The following is a 20,705-nucleotide window of genomic DNA, read 5'->3' as shown; positions in this document are numbered from 1 at the left end:
GACCGCACCCAATAACCATATACCAAGTATAACGTTCCAGATTGCGCACCTCCTTTTCTGTGCATAAACACGGTTCCAATCATGCAGTTTTCCAAATTATTCGTTCACATAGCTTATAAAATTCCTAAAAAAGGCAGAGCTTAACACACGCATAGTTATTCACAAACTCTGCAAATTCTTTGTTGGGTAATTCCATTGAAATTCGTAAAACAAATAATTGGAAAACGTTATGATTGTTACTTTTTCGACTGTGACCGAACTACGCCAGAACAACGATTCTCGACCACGAGCTGACTATACCACGGCTGGATAGATTTTGTAAAGCGTAAGTTTGGAACATTTGCGGGAGCCCGCATAAATACTAGAAAAATGGGCAAAACTTTTTTTATTTTGCCCATGTACCCTGTTCTCTTTTTTCGATTTTCATCTTCTGGTGAAGGGTGTTTAACACCTGTCGTTTGTTCCCCGACCAGAGCGGCGCGACTAAAATATTTTTCGGTCCATCGCCAGTGACACGATGAATCACAATATCCTCCGGAATCACTTCCAGACATTTGATAACAAGCTCAATATATTCATCCTGTGACAGCACTTCAAAGCTGCCTGCCTCATAATCCCCGCACAGATCCGTGCCTCGCAGCACATGCAGCAGCTGCAGCTTGATTCCAAAAGGTTTTGCCTGCTGTCCACACACATACCGCACCGTCGCAAGCATATCATCTTCCGTCTCGCCCGGCAGCCCTAAGATCACATGCGTGATATATGGGATATGGTTGTCTGCAAGTGCCTGAATCGCTGTTTCATAGGTAGAGAGCAGATATCCCCGGCGGATATATTCTGCTGTTGCTTCATGCATCGTCTGCAGTCCAAGTTCAATCCAGATGAATTTGCCACTCTCGGCATACTCCTTTTGCAATCTTCCGAGTATCGAAATAACTGTCTCTGCATTTCCGGACTGGTTCTCCACTGCAGCCATCTCCGCTTTTTTTACAGCTACCGATACTCCCGGAATCCCCAGACAATCCGGTCTTGTCGCAATACTGATTCCAACGACCGACTCCTCTTCTAATGCTTCCCGCCAGATGCGTTCCAAGTATGCCGGATCTCCATAGGTGTTCGTGTATGCCTGAAAATAAATGACGAACTTCTCTCCGACCTTCTTATGGAACTTCGCCATGCCACGTTCCATCTGCCGTTTGATATCAAGCGTTTTCCGCTCCACATCGACGCAGCTTCCCCGGCGCTCATATTCCTTATGATAAACCTCTGTCGATGCCCCGCGCGAATCCCGTTTCGACCGATGCTCGTACACACGGCCATTCGCCGAAGCACCAACCACGCTCTGTCCATCCTGCCTGCCACCACCTGCGATTGGCACTGCGAAATCGCCGCTTCCGCCGGCACTACAAAAAATACACCCACGTTCGCCAAGTGTACCATCACGGTTCGGGCAGGTAAGCCCTGCGTCGACCGCAATCTTGTACACCTTCTGTCCATAGGTGTATTTCATATATGCATCCAATGAATAATACGGCTTATCCAGCCATTTTTCCTGTCTCATAATCTCTACCACTGATAATGATGCAACTGTCCTTCTGTCTCTAATCCCGGGAAATCCAACTGTCTTAACGCCTCGTACAGTACGATACCAACCGAGTTCGATAAGTTCAGGGAACGTTCGCCCGGCATCATCGGAATTCGCACACAGGTTTCCTTATTCTGAAGCAGAATCTCCTCTGGAATCCCTCTGCTCTCGGCACCAAACATAATAAAGCAGTCATCCTCATATTTCACATCGGTGTATTTCTGCTTTGATTTTGTCGTTGCCATATAAACCTTCGCGCCCGGATTCTTCGCCAGAAAATCGTTGTAATCGTCATAGCGTGTCACATCCAGACGATCCCAGTAATCCAGTCCCGCGCGCTTCACCATCTTGTCATTTAATAAAAATCCAAGTGGCTCGATCAGATGCAGACGCACCCCCGTTGCCACGCAGGTACGTCCGATATTTCCTGTATTTGCCGGCATTTCCGGCTCATGTAATACGATGTTTAACATGTCTTTTGCTCTCTTAATCGTCCAATAAATCTCTCTAATCTTCCCATCGCCTCTTTGAGCTGCTCGATTGAGTATGCATACGAGATACGCAGGAATCCTTCGCCGCAGTCACCAAATGCCGTACCCGGCACAACTGCAAGTTCCTCTTCACGAAGCAGTCTCGTTGCGAATTCGTCACTCGTGATGCCAAACTCCTTGATGCATGGGAACACATAAAATGCGCCATGCGGCTCAAAGCACGGAAGTCCGATCTCCTCGAATTTCTTCAGCAGGAACCGGCGTCTTTGGTCATACGACTTGCACATCTTCTCGATATCTGCATCGCCATTTTTGATTGCTTCGATAGCTGCATACTGGCTCGTGGTCGGTGCACACATAATTGCAAACTGATGGATCTTCGTCATCTGATGTGCGATTACCTCCGGGGCAAGCGCATAACCAAGTCTCCATCCGGTCATCGCATATGCCTTGGAGAAACCGTTGATAACGATTGTCCGCTCCTTCATGCCCGGCAGGGATGAAATCGAACAATGCTTCTGACCGCCATATGTAAGTTCGGAATAAATCTCATCGGAGATCACGTAAATATCCTTCTCCTGACAGATCTTTGCGATTGGCTCCAAATCTTCCTTCGTCATAACCGCACCTGTCGGGTTGCTTGGAAATGCAAGAATCAGAATCTTCGTCTTATCCGTAATCGCTGCAAGCAGCTCCTCCGATGTCAGACGGAACTGGTTCTCATTTTTCAACTCGATTGTAACCGGCACAGCACCGATCAACTGTACACAAGGTACATACGATACATAGCAAGGCTCCGGGATAATAACCTCATCGCCCGGATCAAGCATGGCACGGAGTGCCACATCGATACCCTCACTGCCACCGACGGTCAGCAGTGCTTCGGTCTTATAATCATACAATACGTTATATTTTCTCTGATACCATTTACAGATTTCCTGACGCAGTTCAATCAATCCGGAATTCGATGTATAAAATGTCCGTCCTTTTTCCAGCGAACGGATACCCTCTGATCGAACATGCCATGGTGTATCAAAATCCGGCTCACCAACACCAAGTGAGATTGCATGTGGCATCTCACTTACAATGTCAAAGAACTTCCGGATTCCAGATGGCTTAATCTGTTCTATCGTTTTTGACAATGGATTTCTCACGGTGCGATTACCAACCTTTCGTCCTGACTTGGTGTCTGGAAAATAACACCATGGTCTTTATATTTTTTCAGTACAAAATTCGTGGATGTTGCAATGACATCCTCGATGATTGCCAGCTTCTCGGATACAAAATGAGAGATTTCCCGCAATGTCTTTCCCTGAATAACAACCATAAAGTCATACGCACCTGCGATCAGGTAGACGGAATGTACTTCATCGAAATTTCTGACACGATCCGCGATCTGGTCAAATCCCGCTTCTCTCTGTGGTGTAACCTTGACCTCGATCATGGCTGTTACCATCTCCTCGCCAACCTTATCCCAGTCGATCATAGTATGGTATCCACAGATGATGCTCTCGTCTTCCATTGCCTTGATATCCGCTTCCACCGCGGCTTCATCCGCGCCGATCATCGCGGCGATATCCTTCACTGTCAGTCTGCTGTCGGTTTCGAGCAGCTTCAAAATTTCATTTCTCATCACATCTACCTCCTAATATTTAGTCGCAACCTTGAATTTACATCCCGTCCATGATACATTGATGAAAAGATGCATTTAGATTGCAGAAACAAGCAATCCAACGACCATGGCAAATACCAGTACGCCGCAGATGATTGCTGCGATTCTCTTTGTCTTCTTTTTGTTACTGAAATCAAATAACATGAATTTTTACCTCCCGAAAGGATTATTTTTATGCATTATATTACGATTATCATTTGTTGTTCTTTTCTAGCTTTATGCTTTGTTGTCTCGCGAAATGTCTCCCGGTTTAAGAAAACACACGGGCAGAGCCGCGAGAGTCTTCTCGAACGCGAATCTGAAGCAAATTCCGTACGGAAGGCGGATATCTCCACCCTTCCCTATATCGAAATCCCTCTGGATACGCTTCCAGTTGATACACTCTCCGCATGCGGTCATTCCGGGCTTGCGGACGAACTGTATGCACTGGCGGGCAAAAAAATCTTAAATCTCTCTATGTATACGAATACGGATTTAAAGATGACGTATGGTCCTGCCAACTTAGATACGTTGTCTGCCTGCGATGACGCCTACGCCGATCTGATCCTGCTTCTGAACAAGATCGGCAAAACATTACTCGAAGCAAATGACGTTTCCAGCGCCGAGCAGTTTCTATCTTATGCAGTCTCTATCGGCTCTGACATTACCGCCAGCTACACGATGCTTGCAACCATCTATGCGGACAAACACGACACAGACCATCTGGATGAACTAATCCGTAAAGCAGAGTCCATCACCTCTCTGTCCGGCAAGACAATTCAAATTAAGCTTCATTCTATCAAATCCGGGCTAAAATAGCAATCATGCTTTTCCTAACAGATAATTCATGAACTGCTGTGCCGTACGACCGGATACACCGCCATGGGAAAGTTCCCATTTGTTTGCTTCTGCTAAGAGCTCCTGCTCGGTCAGTCTGATCTCCGGATGCTTCTTTGCCAGTCCAAGCACGATATCGTTAAACTCATTTCTCGATGGACGGGAGTAACTGATCGTCACGCCGAAACGATTGACGAGAGAAAGCTTCTCCTGCATCGTATCGGAACGATGCATACCGTTATCTGTCTCCACATCATCACGGTCATTCCATGTCTCTTTAATCAAATGTCTACGATTTGAGGTTGCATAGATCAGTACATTATCCGGCTTTGTCTCAAGTCCACCCTCAATGACCGCTTTCAGATATTTATACTCAATCTCAAATTCCTCAAAGGAAAGATCATCCATATAAATGATAAACTTATAATTCCGGTTCTTCACATGCGAGATCACAGCAGATAAGTCCTTAAACTGATGCTTGTAAATCTCAATCATACGCAGTCCCTGCTCATAATACTGGTTAATGATTGCCTTGATACTTGTGGATTTACCGGTACCACTGTCGCCAAACAACAGACAGTTATTCGCTTTCTTTCCAAGCACAAACGCCTCTGTATTATCTACAAGCTTTTTCTTCTGGATCTCATAACCAATCAGATCATCCAGCATTACCTTATCTGTATTCGTGATTGGGATAAATTCCAGTTCCTTACCCTCATCATGGCGGATACGAAATGCCTTGTTCAGACCAAACATGCCAACACCATACTGCTTGTAAAAAGCGGTCATGATAGCAAAGATCTCATCGACACTTTCCGCCTCGCTGACACGGTCGCTGATATCACGCACCTTCTCACTGACATTCTGGTTATACATCTGTTCCTTCTTCGGCAGTGACTTGTAATTCGTGATTGTTGTGAAACAGTCAATGCCAAGATCCTTCTCGATCGGTGCAAAATCAAAATGGAACAACCGCTTGAAGATTGCATAATCATTTTTTGCAAATGCATTGACTGAGCCATCTCCTGCGCCAACCTTCTCGCAGGTAAGCGTAAATGAATTCTCATTTGTGATCAGCAAAAACGCCAGATAATCCTGCCACAGATTCCGGTTGAAGCCATAGCTTGTTGCCACATCCAGAATCCGCTTGATCTGCTGGTAAATCCGTGTGACCAATTCCTCCTTGGTACTCGTCTTCTTCTCCCATGCCTCAAAAATATCCGCCATGCAATATAAGATACTGTCTTGCCCTAAATCACGATATAAAACGAGTCCCGGTACTTCTTTGTACATGTTGTTACATCTCCTTGTTTTGTTTTTTACTGTCCGTTTTTTCGACTTTTGATTTCATTGCAAACAGCCGCCTGCCTGCCGATTCAAGTGGGACTACATCGTCCGGCACCTGTTTGTCATCAACATTAATCTCCCGTTTTTTTATTCTCCGGTACACGATTGACCGGAAATATGCATAAAGCACAGACACAAGCGGAATGAAGATAAACATTCCGACCACACCCATCAGGTCTCCGCCGGCAATCACAGCCAGAAGCACCCAGATCGCGGGCAGATTAATGTCTCCGCCGACAAGCTTCGGATAGATAAAATAATTCTCTATAAACTGTAAAATAAAGAACAATAACACAAACCACAGCACCTGCTTCGGGTCAACAACCAGAAGCAGAAAGCATCCGATAAAAAGTCCGATAAATGCACCAAACACCGGTATCAATGCCGTAAATGCAATCAGAACGCCAATCGTAAGCGGATATTGTATGCCCGCGATTGCCATCGCAATCATGAACATGATTCCGAGGATGATACCCTCCCGGAACTGTCCGGTAAAAAACTTGGAGAATGTCGTACTTGCTATCTTACCGAACACCATCAGCTCATCTGCCGTCTTTTCCTTGAACAACGCATAGATGACAAGCTTCGTCTGCCTGCCGAGCTTCTCTTTCTGTGCCAGAATATATGCGGAAAAAATAATCCCGATAAATATATTTATGACGGTTCCAATGATAGATGAGAAGATAGAAACCGTCGCCGACATGATCTCTCCGCCGTTATCATTGAAGAACGAGAATATCTGGTCAAAATCCGGTTCAATGCCGGCAATCTTCTCCGATATTGCCGGAACATTCTTCGTATATGCAAGTGCAAGCTCCTTCGCCCGGTTTACAAATCCGGGCAGAAGCTCTTTCACCTTTCCAACCGTATCCGCAACCTCCGGTACAACTACAAACAGCACAAGCGCTATAAAAAGCAGTGCCGCGATATACGTAAGCACCATGCTGATCGGGCGCCGGAACCGGTACAGGCGTTTTTTTTCATTCTTGAAGATTCCCTGTTCGATTCCGCGCATCGGAATATTCAACACAAACGCAATCCCGCATCCGATCAAAAATGGAAGCAGCACAGAAAAAACCATACCGAAAAATCCACTTATAATATGCAGATGATTGACTACAAATATCAGAAGTACCGTAAAAGTAATAATCGCAAGTATCAATTGTACCAGATGTTTTTTGTCTTTCATTCTAATCTGCTGTATCAGTCATACAGCAAGCCTCCTTCTATTCTACCGGTTGATGCAGGCTCTCGCTGTCTTTCCCGGTGCCGCAGCTCCCTTCGGTACGAGCACAATCTGGATTCCCTCCAGACGTTTCGCCAGACCGCTTGTACCACTCATCTGACCATTCTTTGCCCAATCCAACCAACCGTATGACTGCACATGTACACGATAGTAAATATCATACTGCTGTGCTGCCTGTCCAGTCAGTTCAATCTGAATTGCCTCGAGACGCTTGCCAAGCCCGCTCGTTCCACTCGTTGTTCCATTGGATACCCAATTCTGCCAGCCAAATGTCTGTACGTGTGTCTTGTAACGGACACCACCGTTTATATTTCTTCCAAGGCGAATCTGGATTGCCTCCAGACGCTTTGCCTTTCCACTTGTTCCACTCATCGTGCCATCAGCGCGCCAGTTATTCTCCCAGCCAAACGTCTGCACATGCGTTTTGTAATTGATGCTACCCGGATACGCGGATACAAACGTCTTCGACGTTGCAACGCCCGGATTTGCACCCTTTGGTACGATCACGATATTGATTGCCTCCAGACGTTTTGCCAGACCTTCGGTTCCTGCCATCTCTCCATTCTTGGACCAATCTAACCAACCATACGTCTGCGCATGCACACGATAATATACATCGTATTTATCCTTGTTGGCGCCGGTCAATTCAATGCAGATGGCTTCCAGACGTTTTGCCTCTCCCGTCGTTCCACTCATCACACCATTTTCTTTCCAGTCCTGCCAGCCATAGCTTTGCACATGCGTCTTATAACGGATACCCAGATTACTGTCCCCGGATACGCGGATTGTGATACCCTCCAGACGCTTTGCACTTCCGACAGTTCCTGCCATTTTACCATTGGATACTTCATTTTCCCAACCAAATGTCTGCACATGTGTCTTGTAAGATACCGTGATGTTCGGTGCCAGATTCTTTACCTCCGGATTGTTCTCTGCCGTATTTTCCATCCGGCTTCTGTAATGATTTCGGATAAACTGTCCCGCCTTCGTCAGATCATCAATGTTCCAGCCGCTTGTCTTTCCACAACTGCTCCTAATCAGGGCAGAACTTTCATTCTTATTACACAAACTCCAGACGCAATAGCTGACGTTGCGGTCATCACACCGCTTCATCCACTCTGCCGCCTTGTTCAGATCGACATTTCCATTTCCACTCGCCTCGGACAGTCCAAACTCGGATACAAATACCGGAAGTCCCTTGTCGATCGCAGTACCGATCTTCGCCGTCAGCCACTGATTATGGCTGGACTCAGAAGCATAGAAATGAAATGCATACATTAAATTGCTGTAGCCTCGGATTGGATCATCCGCCGGCTCATACGTATGTCCCTGATTTCCAAGCTGTGACCATGTCGGTGTTCCTACGATAATGATTGCGTCCTTGTCATATGCACGGATTGTCTGAATGACTTCTGTCGCATAGCTCTTGATATCAGACCAAGGACAGTTGCTCGGCTCGTTGCAGATCTCATAGATGACATTGTCGTAATTTTTATACTTCTGTGCCATCTCCTTGAAGAAGCTCTTCGCCTCGCTCGTATAATTCTTCGGATTCACGTTTAACAGATGCCAGTCAATAATCGCATACATGCCAAGCTCTGTTGCATACTGCACGCCATCTGTTACTTTTTTCTTCATACCGTTCCGGTCGCTGTAATAACCGCCCTCATCGACATACATCGCAAGACGGATCGCATTTGCGCCCCAGTCATCGCGCAGCGTCTGATAGGCTGCCTTGTTATTGTACTGACCAAACCACTGCAGTCCATGTGTACTCACACCATGAATCTGGAATGGCTGTCCATTCTTATCTACCAGCTGTGTACCCTTGACTGCCAGCTTTCCATGTGTCGAAACTGCGGTTGCCGCAGCCGCCTCTGCCTCCTTCGCCGGCGTAAGCACTGTCACCACACTGAGCACCAGTACGACTGTCATCAACCATGCGAGAATCCTTCTCTTCGTTTGTTTCATTGCATTTCCTCCCTTTTCCCTTCTCTTTGTAACCCTCATTTATCTTCATCCGTCGTCCGGATTATATACTTGCCGCATACACATCCCGCTTGGAAATGCCACGATCTTTCGCGACCAGCTTCATCGCTTCTTTTTTGTCGATTCCCTGATCGAGATATATCTGCAGATGTTCCTCAATGCTCATCGCTTCCCATTTTTGCTGTGCTTCCTTCTCGATTGCTTCCCGCGACAAGCCTTCAATCACCAAAATACATTCGCCCTTCGGCTCTTCCTCCGCATAGAAATCGCTCGCTTCCTGCAACGTCGTTTTCCAGAATGTCTCATGCTTCTTTGTGATTTCCCGGCAGACCGTAACCGAACGGTTTCCAAGCACGCCAAGCAGCTCCTGCAATGTCTTCTTCAAACGATGTGGTGCTTCATAGACCACCATCGTACGCGTCTCCCGCGCCAGCTCCGCAAGTACCGCCTGCCGTTCTTTTTTATCCATCGGCAAAAACGCTTCAAATGCAAATCGTCTGGTTGCCTGCCCGGACGCGATCAGTGCATTGACCGCCGCACACGCCCCCGGCACCGGAACCACTTTGATTCCTGCCTCATAGCACTGCTTCGTGATTTCCTCTCCCGGATCGGAAATTCCCGGCGTTCCGGCATCCGTAATCACTGCAATATTCATGCCTTCCAGAAGCTTGCCTACAAGCACCTGTGCTTTTTCATATTTATTATGTTCATGATAGCTAGTCATCGGCGTCTTGATGTCGAAATGATTGAGCAGCTTGATACTGTTTCTCGTGTCCTCCGCCGCGATCAGATCTACCTCTCCAAGCAGCCGCACCGCCCGGTAGGTCATATCCTCCAGATTGCCGATTGGCGTTGCAATCAAATACAATGTTCCTGCCATTTATCTGTCTCCATATCGTGTCAGCAGATCCTCGGTGTACGAACCGTCCCTGTTATATACAACAAGTGCCGGCTCTACCTTGAGCATCGTCCGACCGCCTTTATTTCCCTCAATCAAAACCATATTCGGCTCCTTGTCTGCATACGGCTGCACCATACACATACGCTTCGGTTCGATCCGGCACTCTGACATCAGACGTATGATCTCTGCCAGTCGGAATGGTTTATGTACCATCGCAAATGTACCGCCCTCACAAAGCAGATACGCCGCTGCCTTTATCACGTCCAAAAGCTCCATCAATATCTCATGCCGCGCAATGTTCTTTGGGGAATTCTCATTTTCCAGCCCATGATTACCCTTGATATAGGGCGGATTACTTGTAACCGCAGAAAAACTTCCCGGTTTGAAAAGCTCCCGCACCTGCCGCATATCGCCTTCCACAACAGAGATCTCTGTCTCCAATCCATTCATCTGCACACTACGCCTCGCCATATCCGCGCTGTACGCCTGCACCTCAAGTCCGGTAAAATGTCTGCCCTTGCCGCGCGCCTGCATCAGCATCGGGATCACGCCTGTCCCGGTCCCAAGATCGATCACGGAACCATTCGGCGCACCTGTCGCAAAATCTGCAAGCAGCACTGCATCCATGCCAAAGCAGAATACGTCCTTGTTCTGAATGATATCGTAGCCACGGCATTGCAGATCATCGATCCGCTCACCCGGTTTCAGCCACTTCTCTTTCTCATCCTTAGTCCTCATCGAGCTTTGACTTTCCTTCCTTGCGCTCCAGATTCTCCAGTTCCTTCAACTCTTTGTCGGACGAGCCATCATTGCCGCCCTTCTTACCATGGCCGCCACCTTTTTGACCGCCTTTTTTCTTCGGCCTGAAACGAAGCTCATCGACCTTGTACTCTTCTATTTCAAATGTATCATCTTCCTGTGCCACCTTCAGTTTTACCTTCTGGCGCAGGACACTAACTGCCGTTACCTCGCCGGTTTTGCCATCAAATGTCTTCACGACATCTCCAACATTTGGAAGTTTTTTATTCAAATATTCATAAGTCTCCTGCTCATGAGCCAGGCAACACATCAATCTGCCACACACACCGGAAATCTTCCCCGGATTCAACGACAGATTCTGCTCTTTTGCCATCTTGATGGAAACTGGTCCAAACTCCGACAGATGTGCATTACAGCAAAGCCGTCTGCCACAGATGCCAATGCCGCCGAGAATCTTTGTCTCATCCCGCACACCTACCTGACGCAGCTCAATACGTGTCTTGAATACCGCTGCCAGATCTTTGACCAGCTCACGAAAATCCACTCTGCCATCCGCCGTGAAATAAAACAATACCTTGCTGTTATCAAATGAATACTCCGCTCCGATCAGCTTCATTTCCAGACCGCGCTTTTCGATCTTCTCCTTGCAGATGACCATTGCTTTTTTATTTTTCTCTAAATTCTCCGCATGCTTCTTCTCATCCGCCTCGGTTGCGATCCGGATGATCGGCTTTAACTCGCCCTGCAGCTTCGTCTCATCCACTTCTCTGCGTCCGAGCACAACCTTTCCAAACTCTACGCCATGCTGTGTCTCCACAATGACATATCTGCCCGGATCAATCTTATAATTGAGCGGATTGAAAAAATATATCTTTCCATTCTCACGGAAACGAACTCCGATTACTTCTTTCATTCTTCAGCCGATGCCTCCTCTTTTAAAGTCAGAAGCAACAGTTCGATTGTCACTTCAAAATTCGCATTGGCAAGCAGTCGCTGCTCTGCCTTTGCGATCGCATCAATCTTGTCCTCGATGCTCTTAAATGTTAGCTTTCCAGCCTGTTTCTTCAAGATAGAAAACTCGTTTTTAAACAGGATTTTATCGACATTTCCGGTTACCTTCAGCATCATGGCATCCCGGTACCACATCATCATCAAATCCATGTAATCATTCATAGACATCTTAAACTGCTCGATATCCTTGACCGCTTTTCCAAGCGTCTCCACATCCATCTCGTCGATATGCGCCAGCACGCCAACAACCGAATCCACGATCGCCGCATACTCGTCATTGCCTGCGAGCTTGATTGCCTTTCCAAGATTACCCTGTGCAAAATCGAGACAGAAATATGCCTTTTCCTTTGTCAGTCCCATTACATTCGTCAGATATGCCAGCACATCGCGCTCACGGATTGGCTTCGTCTGCAGCTTCAGGCAACGGGATTTCACTGTTTCCAACAGCTTATCAAGATTTGTCGTAAGCAACAGGATCACCGCATACGCCGGTGGCTCCTCAATCGTCTTCAACATGGCATTTTGTGCCTGTACATTCAAAAGCTCCGCATCCGGGATAATGTAAATCTTATACTTTCCTTTATACGGTTTGATGTCAATTGTATTTATGAGCTGGTCACGAACCTCATCCACTGAAATCAGATTCGGCTTCTCATGCGTTACCGTGATGATATCCGGATAGTTTCCGGTTGAAACCTGTAAGCAGGACTGACAGGTTCCACAGGCTTCTGTACCGCCTGCCTCACACTCCAGTGTCTCCGCAAATGCATAGGCAAGCGCTTTTTTTCCGCTGCCGGCATCTCCGCTTATAATATACGCATGCGCAACATTTCCCGTTTCGATGCTGCTCTTAAAATGTGCAATTATGTCCTCGTGGCCCACTATTCCTTTAAATCCCATAGCGTTCCCTCACTTTCTTTTTATTCGTTTATGTTGATATATCGATCAGCAATCCGCGGATATCATCGATCTTGCCGAGGATCGCGAGATGATCTTTCTCTTCCTTCATCAGTTCCTGTGCCAGATCGTCAAGGTTTTTATCCACCTGCCGGATGATACCGTACACCCGGTGTCTGCCGCGGCGATCTAAGAAATTTTCTCTTGAAAATTCATGTGCATTTGCCGCAACCTCATTCATAAATTCTTTGATAGAGGTGCGGTATTTCTTCATATCCTTGATATCCATGTGCTTGGCAATCTTCTCGCCCTGCTCCTCAATATCCTTCATCAGTCCGGTCAGTTTTTCCTTCAGATCGGCTTTATCTATGTTGCGGATGAGAGTAAACTTGAACTCTTCGTCCGTCGCCTTCTGGCTCTTGGGGGCTTCCATCTGCGTCAATTGCTGTAATTGACTGATCTTCACATTGTTGTCCACGTACTCTCCTCCTTTCGGTATCTTTGTTGCAACTTACCTTGCGGCAAGCAGTTTCTCAACTTTGTCCACGATTGCCGCATGTATCGCGTCGATGTCCTGTGTCGCGTCAATCGTCACGATTCGCTCCGGGGCAAGTGCCGCCAGATCACGGTAGCCCTGCGCCACCTTCTCATGAAAAGCGGTGGACTGTGCCTCCATCCGGTCTAACTCTGCGCGGGATTTTGCACGGGCAAGTCCAACTTCCGCCGGCAGATCCAGATGAATCGTCAGATCCGGCCAGATTCCCTGCATCGCGAATCCATTTAGCTCATAAATCTTCTCGACGCCAAGTCCGCGTGCCATCCCCTGATAGACGGCAGAGGAATCCACGAAACGGTCACTAATCACCGCTTTTCCTGCGTCCAGTGCCGGTTTGATCACCTGCGCCACAAGCTGTGCACGTGCCGCTGCATAAAGCAATGCCTCCGTATGGTCATCCATCTCCGCATATTCCCGGTTCAGAAGAATCCCGCGAACTGCTTCACTGATCACCGTTCCACCCGGCTCTCTCGTCACAACAACTTCGTCATAGCCGTGCTGCATCAAATGCTCTTTCAATTTCAAAATCTGCGTTGTCTTGCCGGAACCATCCGGTCCCTCCATCGTCAGAAAAATTCCCTTCATTTGTCCTACCTTTTCCTTCGCATAGCTATTTATACTATACCATTATTAGAAGGATTTTACCATAGATTTTTTCTTTATTATATGTTATACTTAGTTGTGTTTTGCGAAAAGAGCGAAACAGAAGAATAAGGAGGTCTTATATTATGGCAAAACAGATTGATAAATCAATGTTAATTCACGAGATTATCGAGGTTGATCCAGGCAATGCCGCTATCCTTATGGCAGCCGGCATGCACTGTGTCGGATGTCCTTCCGCAGCTATGGAAAGCCTTGAAGAAGCATGCATGGTTCATGGCATGAATTGTGATGAAGTCATCGCTGACATCAACGCATACCTTGCTAAGAAAGAGGCAAATGCATAAATAACATGCGCGGCAAGTGGGAAACCGCCTGCCGCAGCATATTTTAAAGGAGGTAATCTTATGTCCTACAACAATGATTATAACAACGGCTATAACAATGGTTATAATAATGGCTCCAACAACGGTTATAATAATTACAATAACCAGTACAATTATCAGGACAACAACCAGTATAACTATCAATACAATAACCAGTATCAGTACAACAATGCAGGATATGATTACAACAATGGCTACAATGCCGGCTATGGCTCATCCGCAAAGATCATTTCCAGCGAGATGTACAATCTGATCATCGGCGGTGTACTGCTGTACGGCTTCATTATCAATGCGATCATGACTGCCGTCTTCGGCGATTCCATCGTCAGCTTTGTATTAACGAATCCGATTGCTTTTTATATCGGTTACTTCATTCTCGCCATCGCTGGTACATTTATGGTTCGTAAATCCGACAATCCGGTTGTCAGCTTCATCGGATACAATCTGATGGTTGTTCCAATCGGTATGGTTATTGCCGTATCCGTAACCTTGTATAGTGCGATCGGATACAACATGATAGTCGCAACCGCATTCGGTATTACAGCTGCCGTAACACTTGTGATGATGATTATTTCTTCCATCTACCCGAATTTCTTTTTAAGCATGGGAAGAACACTTGGTATCACGTTGCTTATCACCGTTGTGGTTGAAGCAATCATGCTGATCGCAGGTGCAAGCCTTGGTATCATCGACTATGTCGTTGTCGCAATCTTCTGCCTGTATGTCGGCTACGACTGGGCAAAGGCGAACGCAATTGAAAAGACCGTAGATAACGCGATTGATTCCGCTTCTGAGTTGTATTTGGATATTGTAAACCTGTTCCTGCGTATCATGAAGATCTTAGCACGTGCGAACAGAAATTAATCATACAAGAAACTTATTTAGAGGAGAGCATTGAACATGAGTAGTGCAATTGACACAAAATCCGTAAATTCCATTCGTGTGCTTGCCGCAGACGCCATCCAGAAGGCAAACTCCGGTCATCCGGGACTTCCACTTGGTTCTGCTCCTATGGCATATGAGCTGTGGGCAAACCACATGAACCACAATCCGAAAGATCCAAAATGGGAAAACCGCGACCGTTTCATTCTGTCCGGTGGACATGGCTCCGCCCTGTTATATTCCCTGCTTCACTTCTTCGGTTACGGTATCACAATTGAGGATATGAAAAACTTCCGTCAGCTTGGTTCCAAGACACCGGGACATCCGGAATATGGTCACACGGTTGGCGTAGAAGCCACCACTGGTCCACTTGGCGCCGGTATGGCAATGGCAGTTGGTATGGCAATGGCAGAAAAGCATCTTGCCGCAACTTTCAACAAAGAAAACTTCCCAGTTGTTGACCACTATACTTATGTACTTGGTGGCGATGGCTGTATGATGGAAGGTATCAGCTACGAAGCATTCTCACTCGCAGGCACACTTGGTCTGGAGAAGCTGATCGTATTATATGATTCCAACAATATTTCAATCGAAGGTGACACGAACATCGCATTCCGCGAGAATGTAAGACAGCGTTTCGAGTCCTTCGGTTTCCACACACAGCTTGTTGAGGACGGAAATGACTTAGATGCCATCGGCAAGGCAATTGAAGCAGCCAAGGCAGAAAAAGGCAGACCTTCCATGATTGAGATCAAGACGAAGATCGGTGCAGGCTGTCCTGCCAAGGAAGGCAAGGCAAGTGCACACGGCGAGCCACTCGGTGTTGAAAACGTTGCAGCCCTTCGTGCAAACCTTGGTATCGCAGACAACGGACCTTTCGTATTAGATCAGGATGTCTACGATCATTTCGCCAAGCTTGCTGAGGAGAAGGCAACGGTCGAGGATGCATGGAATGCATTATTCGCAGACTACTGCAAGACATATCCGGAGATGAAAGAGCTGTGGGACAACTACCACAACACCGACAACGCAAAATGTCTCTATGACTTGGACGAGTTCTGGAATTCTTTCGACAAGCCGGAAGCAACCAGAAATGTATCCGGAAAGCTTTTGAATATTATCAACAATGTTGTTCCTAATATGTTTGGTGGTGCAGCAGACCTTGCTCCATCAACCAAGACAAACATGAAGGATGCCGGGGACTTCTCCAAGGAGAATCCGCTTGGCAAGAACATTCACTTTGGTATCCGTGAAATCGCAATGGCAGCCATCGGAAATGGTATTGCCCTGCACGGAGGTTTACGTCCATTCGTCTCTACATTCTTCGTATTCAGCGATTATGTAAAGCCAATGGCAAGACTTTCCGCTCTGATGGGTGTTCCTCTTACTTATGTACTGACACACGACAGTATCGGCGTCGGTGAAGATGGTCCAACTCACGAGCCAATTGAGCAGCTCGCTATGCTCCGCGCTATGCCGAACTTCTATGTATACCGTCCAGCAGATGCAACGGAATGTGCAGCCGCATGGTACTTCGCAACAAATAAGAAGGATGCGCCTACTGCGCTGGTTCTCTCCAGACAGAATCTGCCACAGTTAGATGGCAGCAGCCAGGAAGCATTAAAGGGCGGTTACATCTTAGAGGATTCCACGAAGGATACACCAGATGCCATCATCATCGCAACCGGTTCGGAAGTTTCCCTTGCTGTCGAGGCAAAGAAAGAGCTTGCAGCCGAGAATATTGATGTCCGCGTTGTCAGCATGCCATGTATGGATCTGTTTGAGGATCAGCCCGATGAGTACAAGGATGCAATACTTCCAAAGAACGTCACAGCCAGAGTTGGTGTCGAAGCACTCTCCGAGTTTGGATGGGGCAAATACATCGGTATCAACGGCGAGTTCGTCGGAATGAAGTCCTTCGGTGCTTCTGCGCCAGGCAATCAGCTCTTTGAGCACTTCGGCATCACAAAGGATGCAGTTGTTGCAGCTGTGAAGAAAACTTTGAACTAACCTATTATAAATTCCATACATCATGCAGATAGAAATATCTGCATAATACACAAAAAAGATCATCGACGTCAACAATAACGTCGATGATCTTTTTTATTTCACTGTTCTTTACAGCTTCGCAAGTGTCTGCAATGCATTCGCATCAATAATCAGTTTATAATGCTCACGCATGTGACTTGGTGTAGCATACGTTGCACGTACCCGGTTACTATATTCACCCAACAGGTTACAGGTCTTCACAAACTCATTGTCTGTGTTTTTATCCTTCGTCATATACAGATAAAAACGACTGTCTCGCGGATTCTTATACAAAGAATTCTCGCTGTCATAGATACCCTTTACAAGTTTTGCAGACAAGATAACCTGATCCAGATTCTTAAATGCATAGATACGGAAGATTTCCGGCTGTTCCACCGCCTGCGGAATCTCTGTTCTGCGATCCGATGCAGATGGATTCGTCTGTGCCGGCTTTACGCCCTTACCACTCATCAGACCACTTAAGTCTTCCGCCAATCCGCCGATTGCCTTCAGCAGTCCATTCACCGGATTGTCCTCGACAATGGATTCGCCATCGGCTTCATCTGCCAATCCAAGACCACCATCCGAATCTTCATCCTCCTCATCGTCCTCATAGGAATCATCCACATCCGATGGACGTGTAAATCTGGAGAATCTTGTATCCAGTTCCTCCGGGTCATCTACTTTTGTAATAACCAGAATCAAACACTCTGGCGATACAGGTATTGCTTCTATCATAAGCGGAACATTATCCACTTCAAATCCTAATTCACTGGATGCCTGCTGCATCAGTTCCCGGAACAGTTCTTTGGCTTTGTCTGTTCCATATGCTAATTCCGTTAAATGAAGTTCCTTATCTGCCAAGTCTGACTTATAAAGTGTGCAACGTATCTGATTCTCGCTTAATCGTTCTAGCTTCATACTCGTCAACTCCTTCGCAAGTGTTTACAAAAACATTATTTTTTGTATTACTTAGTTTATCACAAAACTCCCACATGTAAAGCGATTTCTCAATATTTTCACAAAATATTACTGGAAATTCGATTCCAGAGACTTGCTTTTTTCCCAATAATATAGTATGGTAAATCTTGCATAGTTATTTACAATTCTTATTTCTTTACAGGTATTTCCTGTAGCTTTATTCCAATTATATTTACAGATGTGTCATATCATACGAAGGAATATAAAACTATCACAGAAGCTTCTTATATCTATACGGATATGATATGCGCGCAGCGAAGGAAGGTGATATCGGTCACATAAAATAATTTCCATATTGTAATATCAAGACATAAGAAAAAGAGCCTTGATTGACAATCAAGACTCTTTTTCTATATGTAATCATTTGACCGATTACTCCTCAGAGATAACACCTGTTGGGCAAGTTCCTGCACATGCTCCACATGAGATACATGCAGAAGCGTCGATTTCGTACTTGCCATCGCCTTCTGAGATTGCGCCTACAGGACAAGCGCCTGCACATGCTCCACACATAACGCATCCATCGTTGATCTGAAATGCCATGGTAATATCCTCCTTACTCTTCATTCAGTATTGATAATATCATTCTTTATTGATAATTATTATCACTGTTGACATTGTACCCCTTTTTGTCCCAGATAGCAAGTAATTTTTACAATTTCCTATAACTGGTTACTATCCTGTCCCTTTTGATAGAAATGCATCAGCAATTTCGCCATCCATTCCGGCCAGAATTTCCGATACATAGCATAATCTTCTGGACTTCGTCCATTGTTTTCTCCAATCACATGCGAGGTTTCTGATTCCTCATGTACACGATGCCCCATAATCGGCTTCTTCACATAGCAGAAAGCTCCTGGCAGCTTAGAATATCTTTCCCACGCTTCCCAATCCAAATCTGCCTTACAGCCAACTGTAAATGGTTCTTCTGGCAACCTTGCCTTCACATACGTAACGGACGGACAACATATTCCACATCCAAACGACAGAGATCGTCGACGCAGGAATATACTATTCCACGTTTTCCTTGTTGTAAATGGAAGCAACAACAGCTTCTTAATCGTCAACAACCGGTTCTTATACACCGGTTTTCCATCCCGGATCTCATAATATGCCGAATGTGCAAGAATCGGATCGTTTGCACGATTCAATGCGTCTAACATCTCTTCCAGATAATTTGGATTATAAATATCATCCTGATGTGCAATCGTTACTAATTTTGTATGTGCCTGCCGATACGCAAAATTCCAATCCGTTGCAATCCCGGATGGGGCATCATTTTCATATAAAGAAATATGATATTGTTCTGCCAAACCACGAATATACGCATTTCCTGTTGATGTTGCAATCAGAATGTGGCTTTTCACTGTCTGGTTCTCCAAGGACCGGATACAGTTTTTCAGATATTTACTTTCTTTGTATGCACAGATCACAAATGTATGATCCCTTGCCGTAAAATTATTTTTCTGTTTCATGCTCCATCTGCTCCATCTTCTTTTCCAATTCGCGCACGCGTTTTTCCAGAATTGCCTGTGTCTGCACTAATGTCCGGATTCGCTCTGATTGTCCGGACGCAATCGACGTCAATGACAGCCCAATCAGAATCAGGAAGCAAACCCCAATAAAGAATACTGCATTTGCTTCAGAATACACACCCATCAACTGTGTAAAGAACCGAATGACCTGTGGAAATATCGCGCAAATCAGCAAAATCACACCGGACAGGAACCAGATCAATGAATATTTTAAACTCATCCGTCCCTTCCGCATCAATACCAGTATAATCGCGAGGTATAACAGCACGCCGATCAACAAAATTATACGAAATATAGTTGTCATCATCTGTTTACCTCCATTTTTTTCCTGCAATCCGGTAAATCACAATTGCCAGAGTTACCTTTATCATATAATATACCGACTTCCACGGGCTAATCGAAGACACACCTGCGGTTCGTTCATTCATGATTACGGGAACCTCCTTTACCTTAAATCCACTTGCATTCACTGCAATGATTGACTCCGGTTCTGGATAATCCTGTGCATAATTATGAGCAAAAAACGTAATGACTCCCCTGGACGCTGCGCGAAATCCACTTGTCGCATCTGTTACCCGGACATGTCCGCACAACCGGAGAACTGTATTCAGAATATTGATACCTGCACGGCGCATACCCGATGTCTGAAATCCTTCTTTATTGATAAAACGTGATCCAATAACCAGATCCGCCTCTCCTTTTTCAATCGGGGCAATCAAATCAGGAATATATTCCGCATTGTGCTGTCCATCTCCATCCATCTGAATTGCAATATCATATCCATTTTCTGCTGCATACCGATATCCAGTCTGCATACCTCCGCCAATTCCCAGATTGATCGGAAGATTCAGATATGTATATCCATGCTCCTCACAGATTTTTGCTGTATCATCGCCAGAACAATCATTTACAACTACGTAATCCACGTCCGGGCATGCTGCTTTTAAGCTTTCTACCGTATGCACAATATTCGGTGCCTCATTGTAGGCTGGAATTATCACCAGTGTTTTCATAAACCCTCTC

At 46.0% G+C, this 20,705-nt stretch carries 22 protein-coding genes; 4 read left to right on the top strand and 18 right to left on the bottom strand.

Annotated elements, in window-relative coordinates:
- Window positions 1-385 precede the first annotated feature (385 nt).
- From H9Q76_RS01350 to H9Q76_RS01335, 4 genes are read right to left on the bottom strand one after another with little or no spacing between them, the layout of a single operon-like run.
- Window positions 386-1,561 carry a TIGR01212 family radical SAM protein gene (locus tag H9Q76_RS01350; protein WP_227573199.1) on the bottom strand — a complete coding sequence of 392 codons (1,176 nt, stop codon included), beginning with the start codon at window positions 1,559-1,561 and terminating at the stop codon, window positions 386-388.
- A gap of 5 nt (window positions 1,562-1,566) precedes the next feature.
- A complete protein-coding gene (locus tag H9Q76_RS01345) occupies window positions 1,567-2,058 on the bottom strand; it encodes a tRNA (cytidine(34)-2'-O)-methyltransferase (RefSeq protein ID WP_021984761.1) in 492 nt (163 codons plus the stop codon).
- Window positions 2,052-3,230, bottom strand: a complete 1,179-nt coding sequence (locus H9Q76_RS01340; RefSeq protein ID WP_118671294.1) for a pyridoxal phosphate-dependent aminotransferase — start codon at window positions 3,228-3,230, stop codon at window positions 2,052-2,054. The genes H9Q76_RS01345 and H9Q76_RS01340 overlap by 7 nt, the downstream gene beginning before the upstream one ends.
- Window positions 3,227-3,709 (bottom strand): Lrp/AsnC family transcriptional regulator, encoded by a 483-nt coding sequence (locus H9Q76_RS01335; RefSeq protein WP_117780459.1) that lies wholly within the window; start codon window positions 3,707-3,709, stop codon window positions 3,227-3,229. Before H9Q76_RS01335 ends, H9Q76_RS01340 begins: the two co-directional genes overlap by 4 nt.
- Before the next feature lie 213 nt (window positions 3,710-3,922).
- Between H9Q76_RS01335 and H9Q76_RS01330 the strand changes: the two genes are divergently transcribed.
- Window positions 3,923-4,546, top strand: a complete 624-nt coding sequence (locus H9Q76_RS01330; RefSeq protein ID WP_117780458.1) for a hypothetical protein — start codon at window positions 3,923-3,925, stop codon at window positions 4,544-4,546.
- Window positions 4,547-4,549: 3 nt separating this feature from the next.
- On the opposite strand, the gene H9Q76_RS01325 is transcribed toward H9Q76_RS01330, so the two are convergent.
- From H9Q76_RS01325 to tmk, 9 genes are all read right to left on the bottom strand, one after another.
- Entirely contained in the window at window positions 4,550-5,857 is a 1,308-nt protein-coding gene (locus tag H9Q76_RS01325; protein WP_249321411.1) for an ATP-binding protein, read from the bottom strand.
- 4 nt (window positions 5,858-5,861) lie between these two features.
- Complete coding sequence (locus H9Q76_RS01320) at window positions 5,862-7,100, bottom strand: AI-2E family transporter (RefSeq protein ID WP_249321409.1); 1,239 nt, start codon at window positions 7,098-7,100, stop codon at window positions 5,862-5,864.
- A 42-nt stretch (window positions 7,101-7,142) separates the two neighbouring features.
- Window positions 7,143-9,128 carry a cellulase family glycosylhydrolase gene (locus tag H9Q76_RS01315; protein WP_249321408.1) on the bottom strand — a complete coding sequence of 662 codons (1,986 nt, stop codon included), beginning with the start codon at window positions 9,126-9,128 and terminating at the stop codon, window positions 7,143-7,145.
- A 61-nt stretch (window positions 9,129-9,189) separates the two neighbouring features.
- Window positions 9,190-10,026 carry a 16S rRNA (cytidine(1402)-2'-O)-methyltransferase gene (gene rsmI / locus H9Q76_RS01310; RefSeq protein WP_195541603.1) on the bottom strand — a complete coding sequence of 279 codons (837 nt, stop codon included), beginning with the start codon at window positions 10,024-10,026 and terminating at the stop codon, window positions 9,190-9,192.
- On the bottom strand, window positions 10,027-10,785 hold the full coding sequence (locus H9Q76_RS01305) for a tRNA1(Val) (adenine(37)-N6)-methyltransferase (protein ID WP_021984770.1): 759 nt from the start codon (window positions 10,783-10,785) through the stop codon (window positions 10,027-10,029).
- Window positions 10,775-11,719, bottom strand: a complete 945-nt coding sequence (locus H9Q76_RS01300) for a PSP1 domain-containing protein (RefSeq protein WP_021984771.1) — start codon at window positions 11,717-11,719, stop codon at window positions 10,775-10,777. The genes H9Q76_RS01305 and H9Q76_RS01300 overlap by 11 nt, the downstream gene beginning before the upstream one ends.
- Window positions 11,716-12,717, bottom strand: a complete 1,002-nt coding sequence (gene holB / locus H9Q76_RS01295) for a DNA polymerase III subunit delta' (protein WP_021984772.1) — start codon at window positions 12,715-12,717, stop codon at window positions 11,716-11,718. Before holB ends, H9Q76_RS01300 begins: the two co-directional genes overlap by 4 nt.
- 28 nt (window positions 12,718-12,745) lie before the next feature.
- On the bottom strand, window positions 12,746-13,147 hold the full coding sequence (locus tag H9Q76_RS01290; protein WP_117780515.1) for a YaaR family protein: 402 nt from the start codon (window positions 13,145-13,147) through the stop codon (window positions 12,746-12,748).
- A 78-nt stretch (window positions 13,148-13,225) separates the two neighbouring features.
- Entirely contained in the window at window positions 13,226-13,855 is a 630-nt protein-coding gene (gene tmk / locus H9Q76_RS01285; protein ID WP_249321407.1) for a dTMP kinase, read from the bottom strand.
- A 143-nt stretch (window positions 13,856-13,998) separates the two neighbouring features.
- Between tmk and H9Q76_RS01280 the strand changes: the two genes are divergently transcribed.
- The 3 genes from H9Q76_RS01280 to tkt are packed head-to-tail and all read left to right on the top strand — an operon-like array spanning window position 13,999 to window position 17,148.
- On the top strand, window positions 13,999-14,217 hold the full coding sequence (locus H9Q76_RS01280) for a DUF1858 domain-containing protein (RefSeq protein WP_021984775.1): 219 nt from the start codon (window positions 13,999-14,001) through the stop codon (window positions 14,215-14,217).
- Window positions 14,218-14,277: 60 nt separating this feature from the next.
- Window positions 14,278-15,120, top strand: coding sequence for a Bax inhibitor-1 family protein (locus H9Q76_RS01275; protein WP_021984776.1), 843 nt, complete (start codon window positions 14,278-14,280; stop codon window positions 15,118-15,120).
- Window positions 15,121-15,156: 36 nt separating this feature from the next.
- The gene (gene tkt, locus H9Q76_RS01270) at window positions 15,157-17,148 is read left to right on the top strand and encodes a transketolase (RefSeq protein WP_021984777.1); all 1,992 of its coding nucleotides are present in this window, start codon (window positions 15,157-15,159) and stop codon (window positions 17,146-17,148) included.
- 108 nt (window positions 17,149-17,256) lie between these two features.
- Here tkt and H9Q76_RS01265 read toward each other — a convergent pair whose 3' ends face one another.
- The 5 genes from H9Q76_RS01265 to H9Q76_RS01245 form a co-directional block, all read right to left on the bottom strand.
- The gene (locus H9Q76_RS01265; protein ID WP_118374468.1) at window positions 17,257-18,087 is read right to left on the bottom strand and encodes an adaptor protein MecA; all 831 of its coding nucleotides are present in this window, start codon (window positions 18,085-18,087) and stop codon (window positions 17,257-17,259) included.
- Window positions 18,088-18,519: 432 nt separating this feature from the next.
- The gene (locus H9Q76_RS01260) at window positions 18,520-18,690 is read right to left on the bottom strand and encodes a DUF362 domain-containing protein (RefSeq protein WP_021984779.1); all 171 of its coding nucleotides are present in this window, start codon (window positions 18,688-18,690) and stop codon (window positions 18,520-18,522) included.
- A 119-nt stretch (window positions 18,691-18,809) separates the two neighbouring features.
- Window positions 18,810-19,622, bottom strand: a complete 813-nt coding sequence (locus H9Q76_RS01255; protein ID WP_118374467.1) for a glycosyltransferase family 2 protein — start codon at window positions 19,620-19,622, stop codon at window positions 18,810-18,812.
- Window positions 19,606-19,989: a DUF2304 domain-containing protein gene (locus tag H9Q76_RS01250; protein ID WP_117780448.1), complete on the bottom strand. Its 384-nt coding sequence runs from the start codon at window positions 19,987-19,989 to the stop codon at window positions 19,606-19,608. The genes H9Q76_RS01255 and H9Q76_RS01250 overlap by 17 nt, the downstream gene beginning before the upstream one ends.
- A gap of 4 nt (window positions 19,990-19,993) precedes the next feature.
- On the bottom strand, window positions 19,994-20,695 hold the full coding sequence (locus H9Q76_RS01245) for a glycosyltransferase family 2 protein (protein ID WP_021984782.1): 702 nt from the start codon (window positions 20,693-20,695) through the stop codon (window positions 19,994-19,996).
- Between the last annotated feature and the right edge of the window lie 10 nt (window positions 20,696-20,705).

Source organism: Wujia chipingensis (assembly GCF_014337155.1).
In the GTDB taxonomy this organism is placed as follows: Bacteria; Bacillota; Clostridia; order Lachnospirales; family Lachnospiraceae; genus Coprococcus_C; species Coprococcus_C hominis.
Note: the sequence above shows the minus strand (reverse complement) of the source record. Positions and strands in the feature narration are given on the sequence as shown.

Bases quoted from the DNA above. Each gene is read 5' to 3' on its own strand.
- H9Q76_RS01350 (WP_227573199.1), bottom strand. From the start codon at position 1,561: ATGAGACAGGAAAAATGGCTGGATAAGCCGTATTATTCATTGGATGCA.
- H9Q76_RS01345 (WP_021984761.1), bottom strand. From the start codon at position 2,058: ATGTTAAACATCGTATTACATGAGCCGGAAATGCCGGCAAATACAGGA.
- H9Q76_RS01335 (WP_117780459.1), bottom strand. From the start codon at position 3,709: ATGAGAAATGAAATTTTGAAGCTGCTCGAAACCGACAGCAGACTGACA.
- H9Q76_RS01330 (WP_117780458.1), top strand. From the start codon at position 3,923: ATGCATTATATTACGATTATCATTTGTTGTTCTTTTCTAGCTTTATGC.
- H9Q76_RS01325 (WP_249321411.1), bottom strand. From the start codon at position 5,857: ATGTACAAAGAAGTACCGGGACTCGTTTTATATCGTGATTTAGGGCAA.
- H9Q76_RS01320 (WP_249321409.1), bottom strand. From the start codon at position 7,100: ATGAAAGACAAAAAACATCTGGTACAATTGATACTTGCGATTATTACT.
- H9Q76_RS01315 (WP_249321408.1), bottom strand. From the start codon at position 9,128: ATGAAACAAACGAAGAGAAGGATTCTCGCATGGTTGATGACAGTCGTA.
- rsmI (WP_195541603.1), bottom strand. From the start codon at position 10,026: ATGGCAGGAACATTGTATTTGATTGCAACGCCAATCGGCAATCTGGAG.
- H9Q76_RS01305 (WP_021984770.1), bottom strand. From the start codon at position 10,785: ATGAGGACTAAGGATGAGAAAGAGAAGTGGCTGAAACCGGGTGAGCGG.
- H9Q76_RS01300 (WP_021984771.1), bottom strand. From the start codon at position 11,719: ATGAAAGAAGTAATCGGAGTTCGTTTCCGTGAGAATGGAAAGATATAT.
- holB (WP_021984772.1), bottom strand. From the start codon at position 12,717: ATGGGATTTAAAGGAATAGTGGGCCACGAGGACATAATTGCACATTTT.
- H9Q76_RS01290 (WP_117780515.1), bottom strand. From the start codon at position 13,147: ATGGAAGCCCCCAAGAGCCAGAAGGCGACGGACGAAGAGTTCAAGTTT.
- tmk (WP_249321407.1), bottom strand. From the start codon at position 13,855: ATGAAGGGAATTTTTCTGACGATGGAGGGACCGGATGGTTCCGGCAAG.
- H9Q76_RS01280 (WP_021984775.1), top strand. From the start codon at position 13,999: ATGGCAAAACAGATTGATAAATCAATGTTAATTCACGAGATTATCGAG.
- H9Q76_RS01275 (WP_021984776.1), top strand. From the start codon at position 14,278: ATGTCCTACAACAATGATTATAACAACGGCTATAACAATGGTTATAAT.
- tkt (WP_021984777.1), top strand. From the start codon at position 15,157: ATGAGTAGTGCAATTGACACAAAATCCGTAAATTCCATTCGTGTGCTT.
- H9Q76_RS01265 (WP_118374468.1), bottom strand. From the start codon at position 18,087: ATGAAGCTAGAACGATTAAGCGAGAATCAGATACGTTGCACACTTTAT.
- H9Q76_RS01260 (WP_021984779.1), bottom strand. From the start codon at position 18,690: ATGGCATTTCAGATCAACGATGGATGCGTTATGTGTGGAGCATGTGCA.
- H9Q76_RS01255 (WP_118374467.1), bottom strand. From the start codon at position 19,622: ATGAAACAGAAAAATAATTTTACGGCAAGGGATCATACATTTGTGATC.
- H9Q76_RS01250 (WP_117780448.1), bottom strand. From the start codon at position 19,989: ATGATGACAACTATATTTCGTATAATTTTGTTGATCGGCGTGCTGTTA.
- H9Q76_RS01245 (WP_021984782.1), bottom strand. From the start codon at position 20,695: ATGAAAACACTGGTGATAATTCCAGCCTACAATGAGGCACCGAATATT.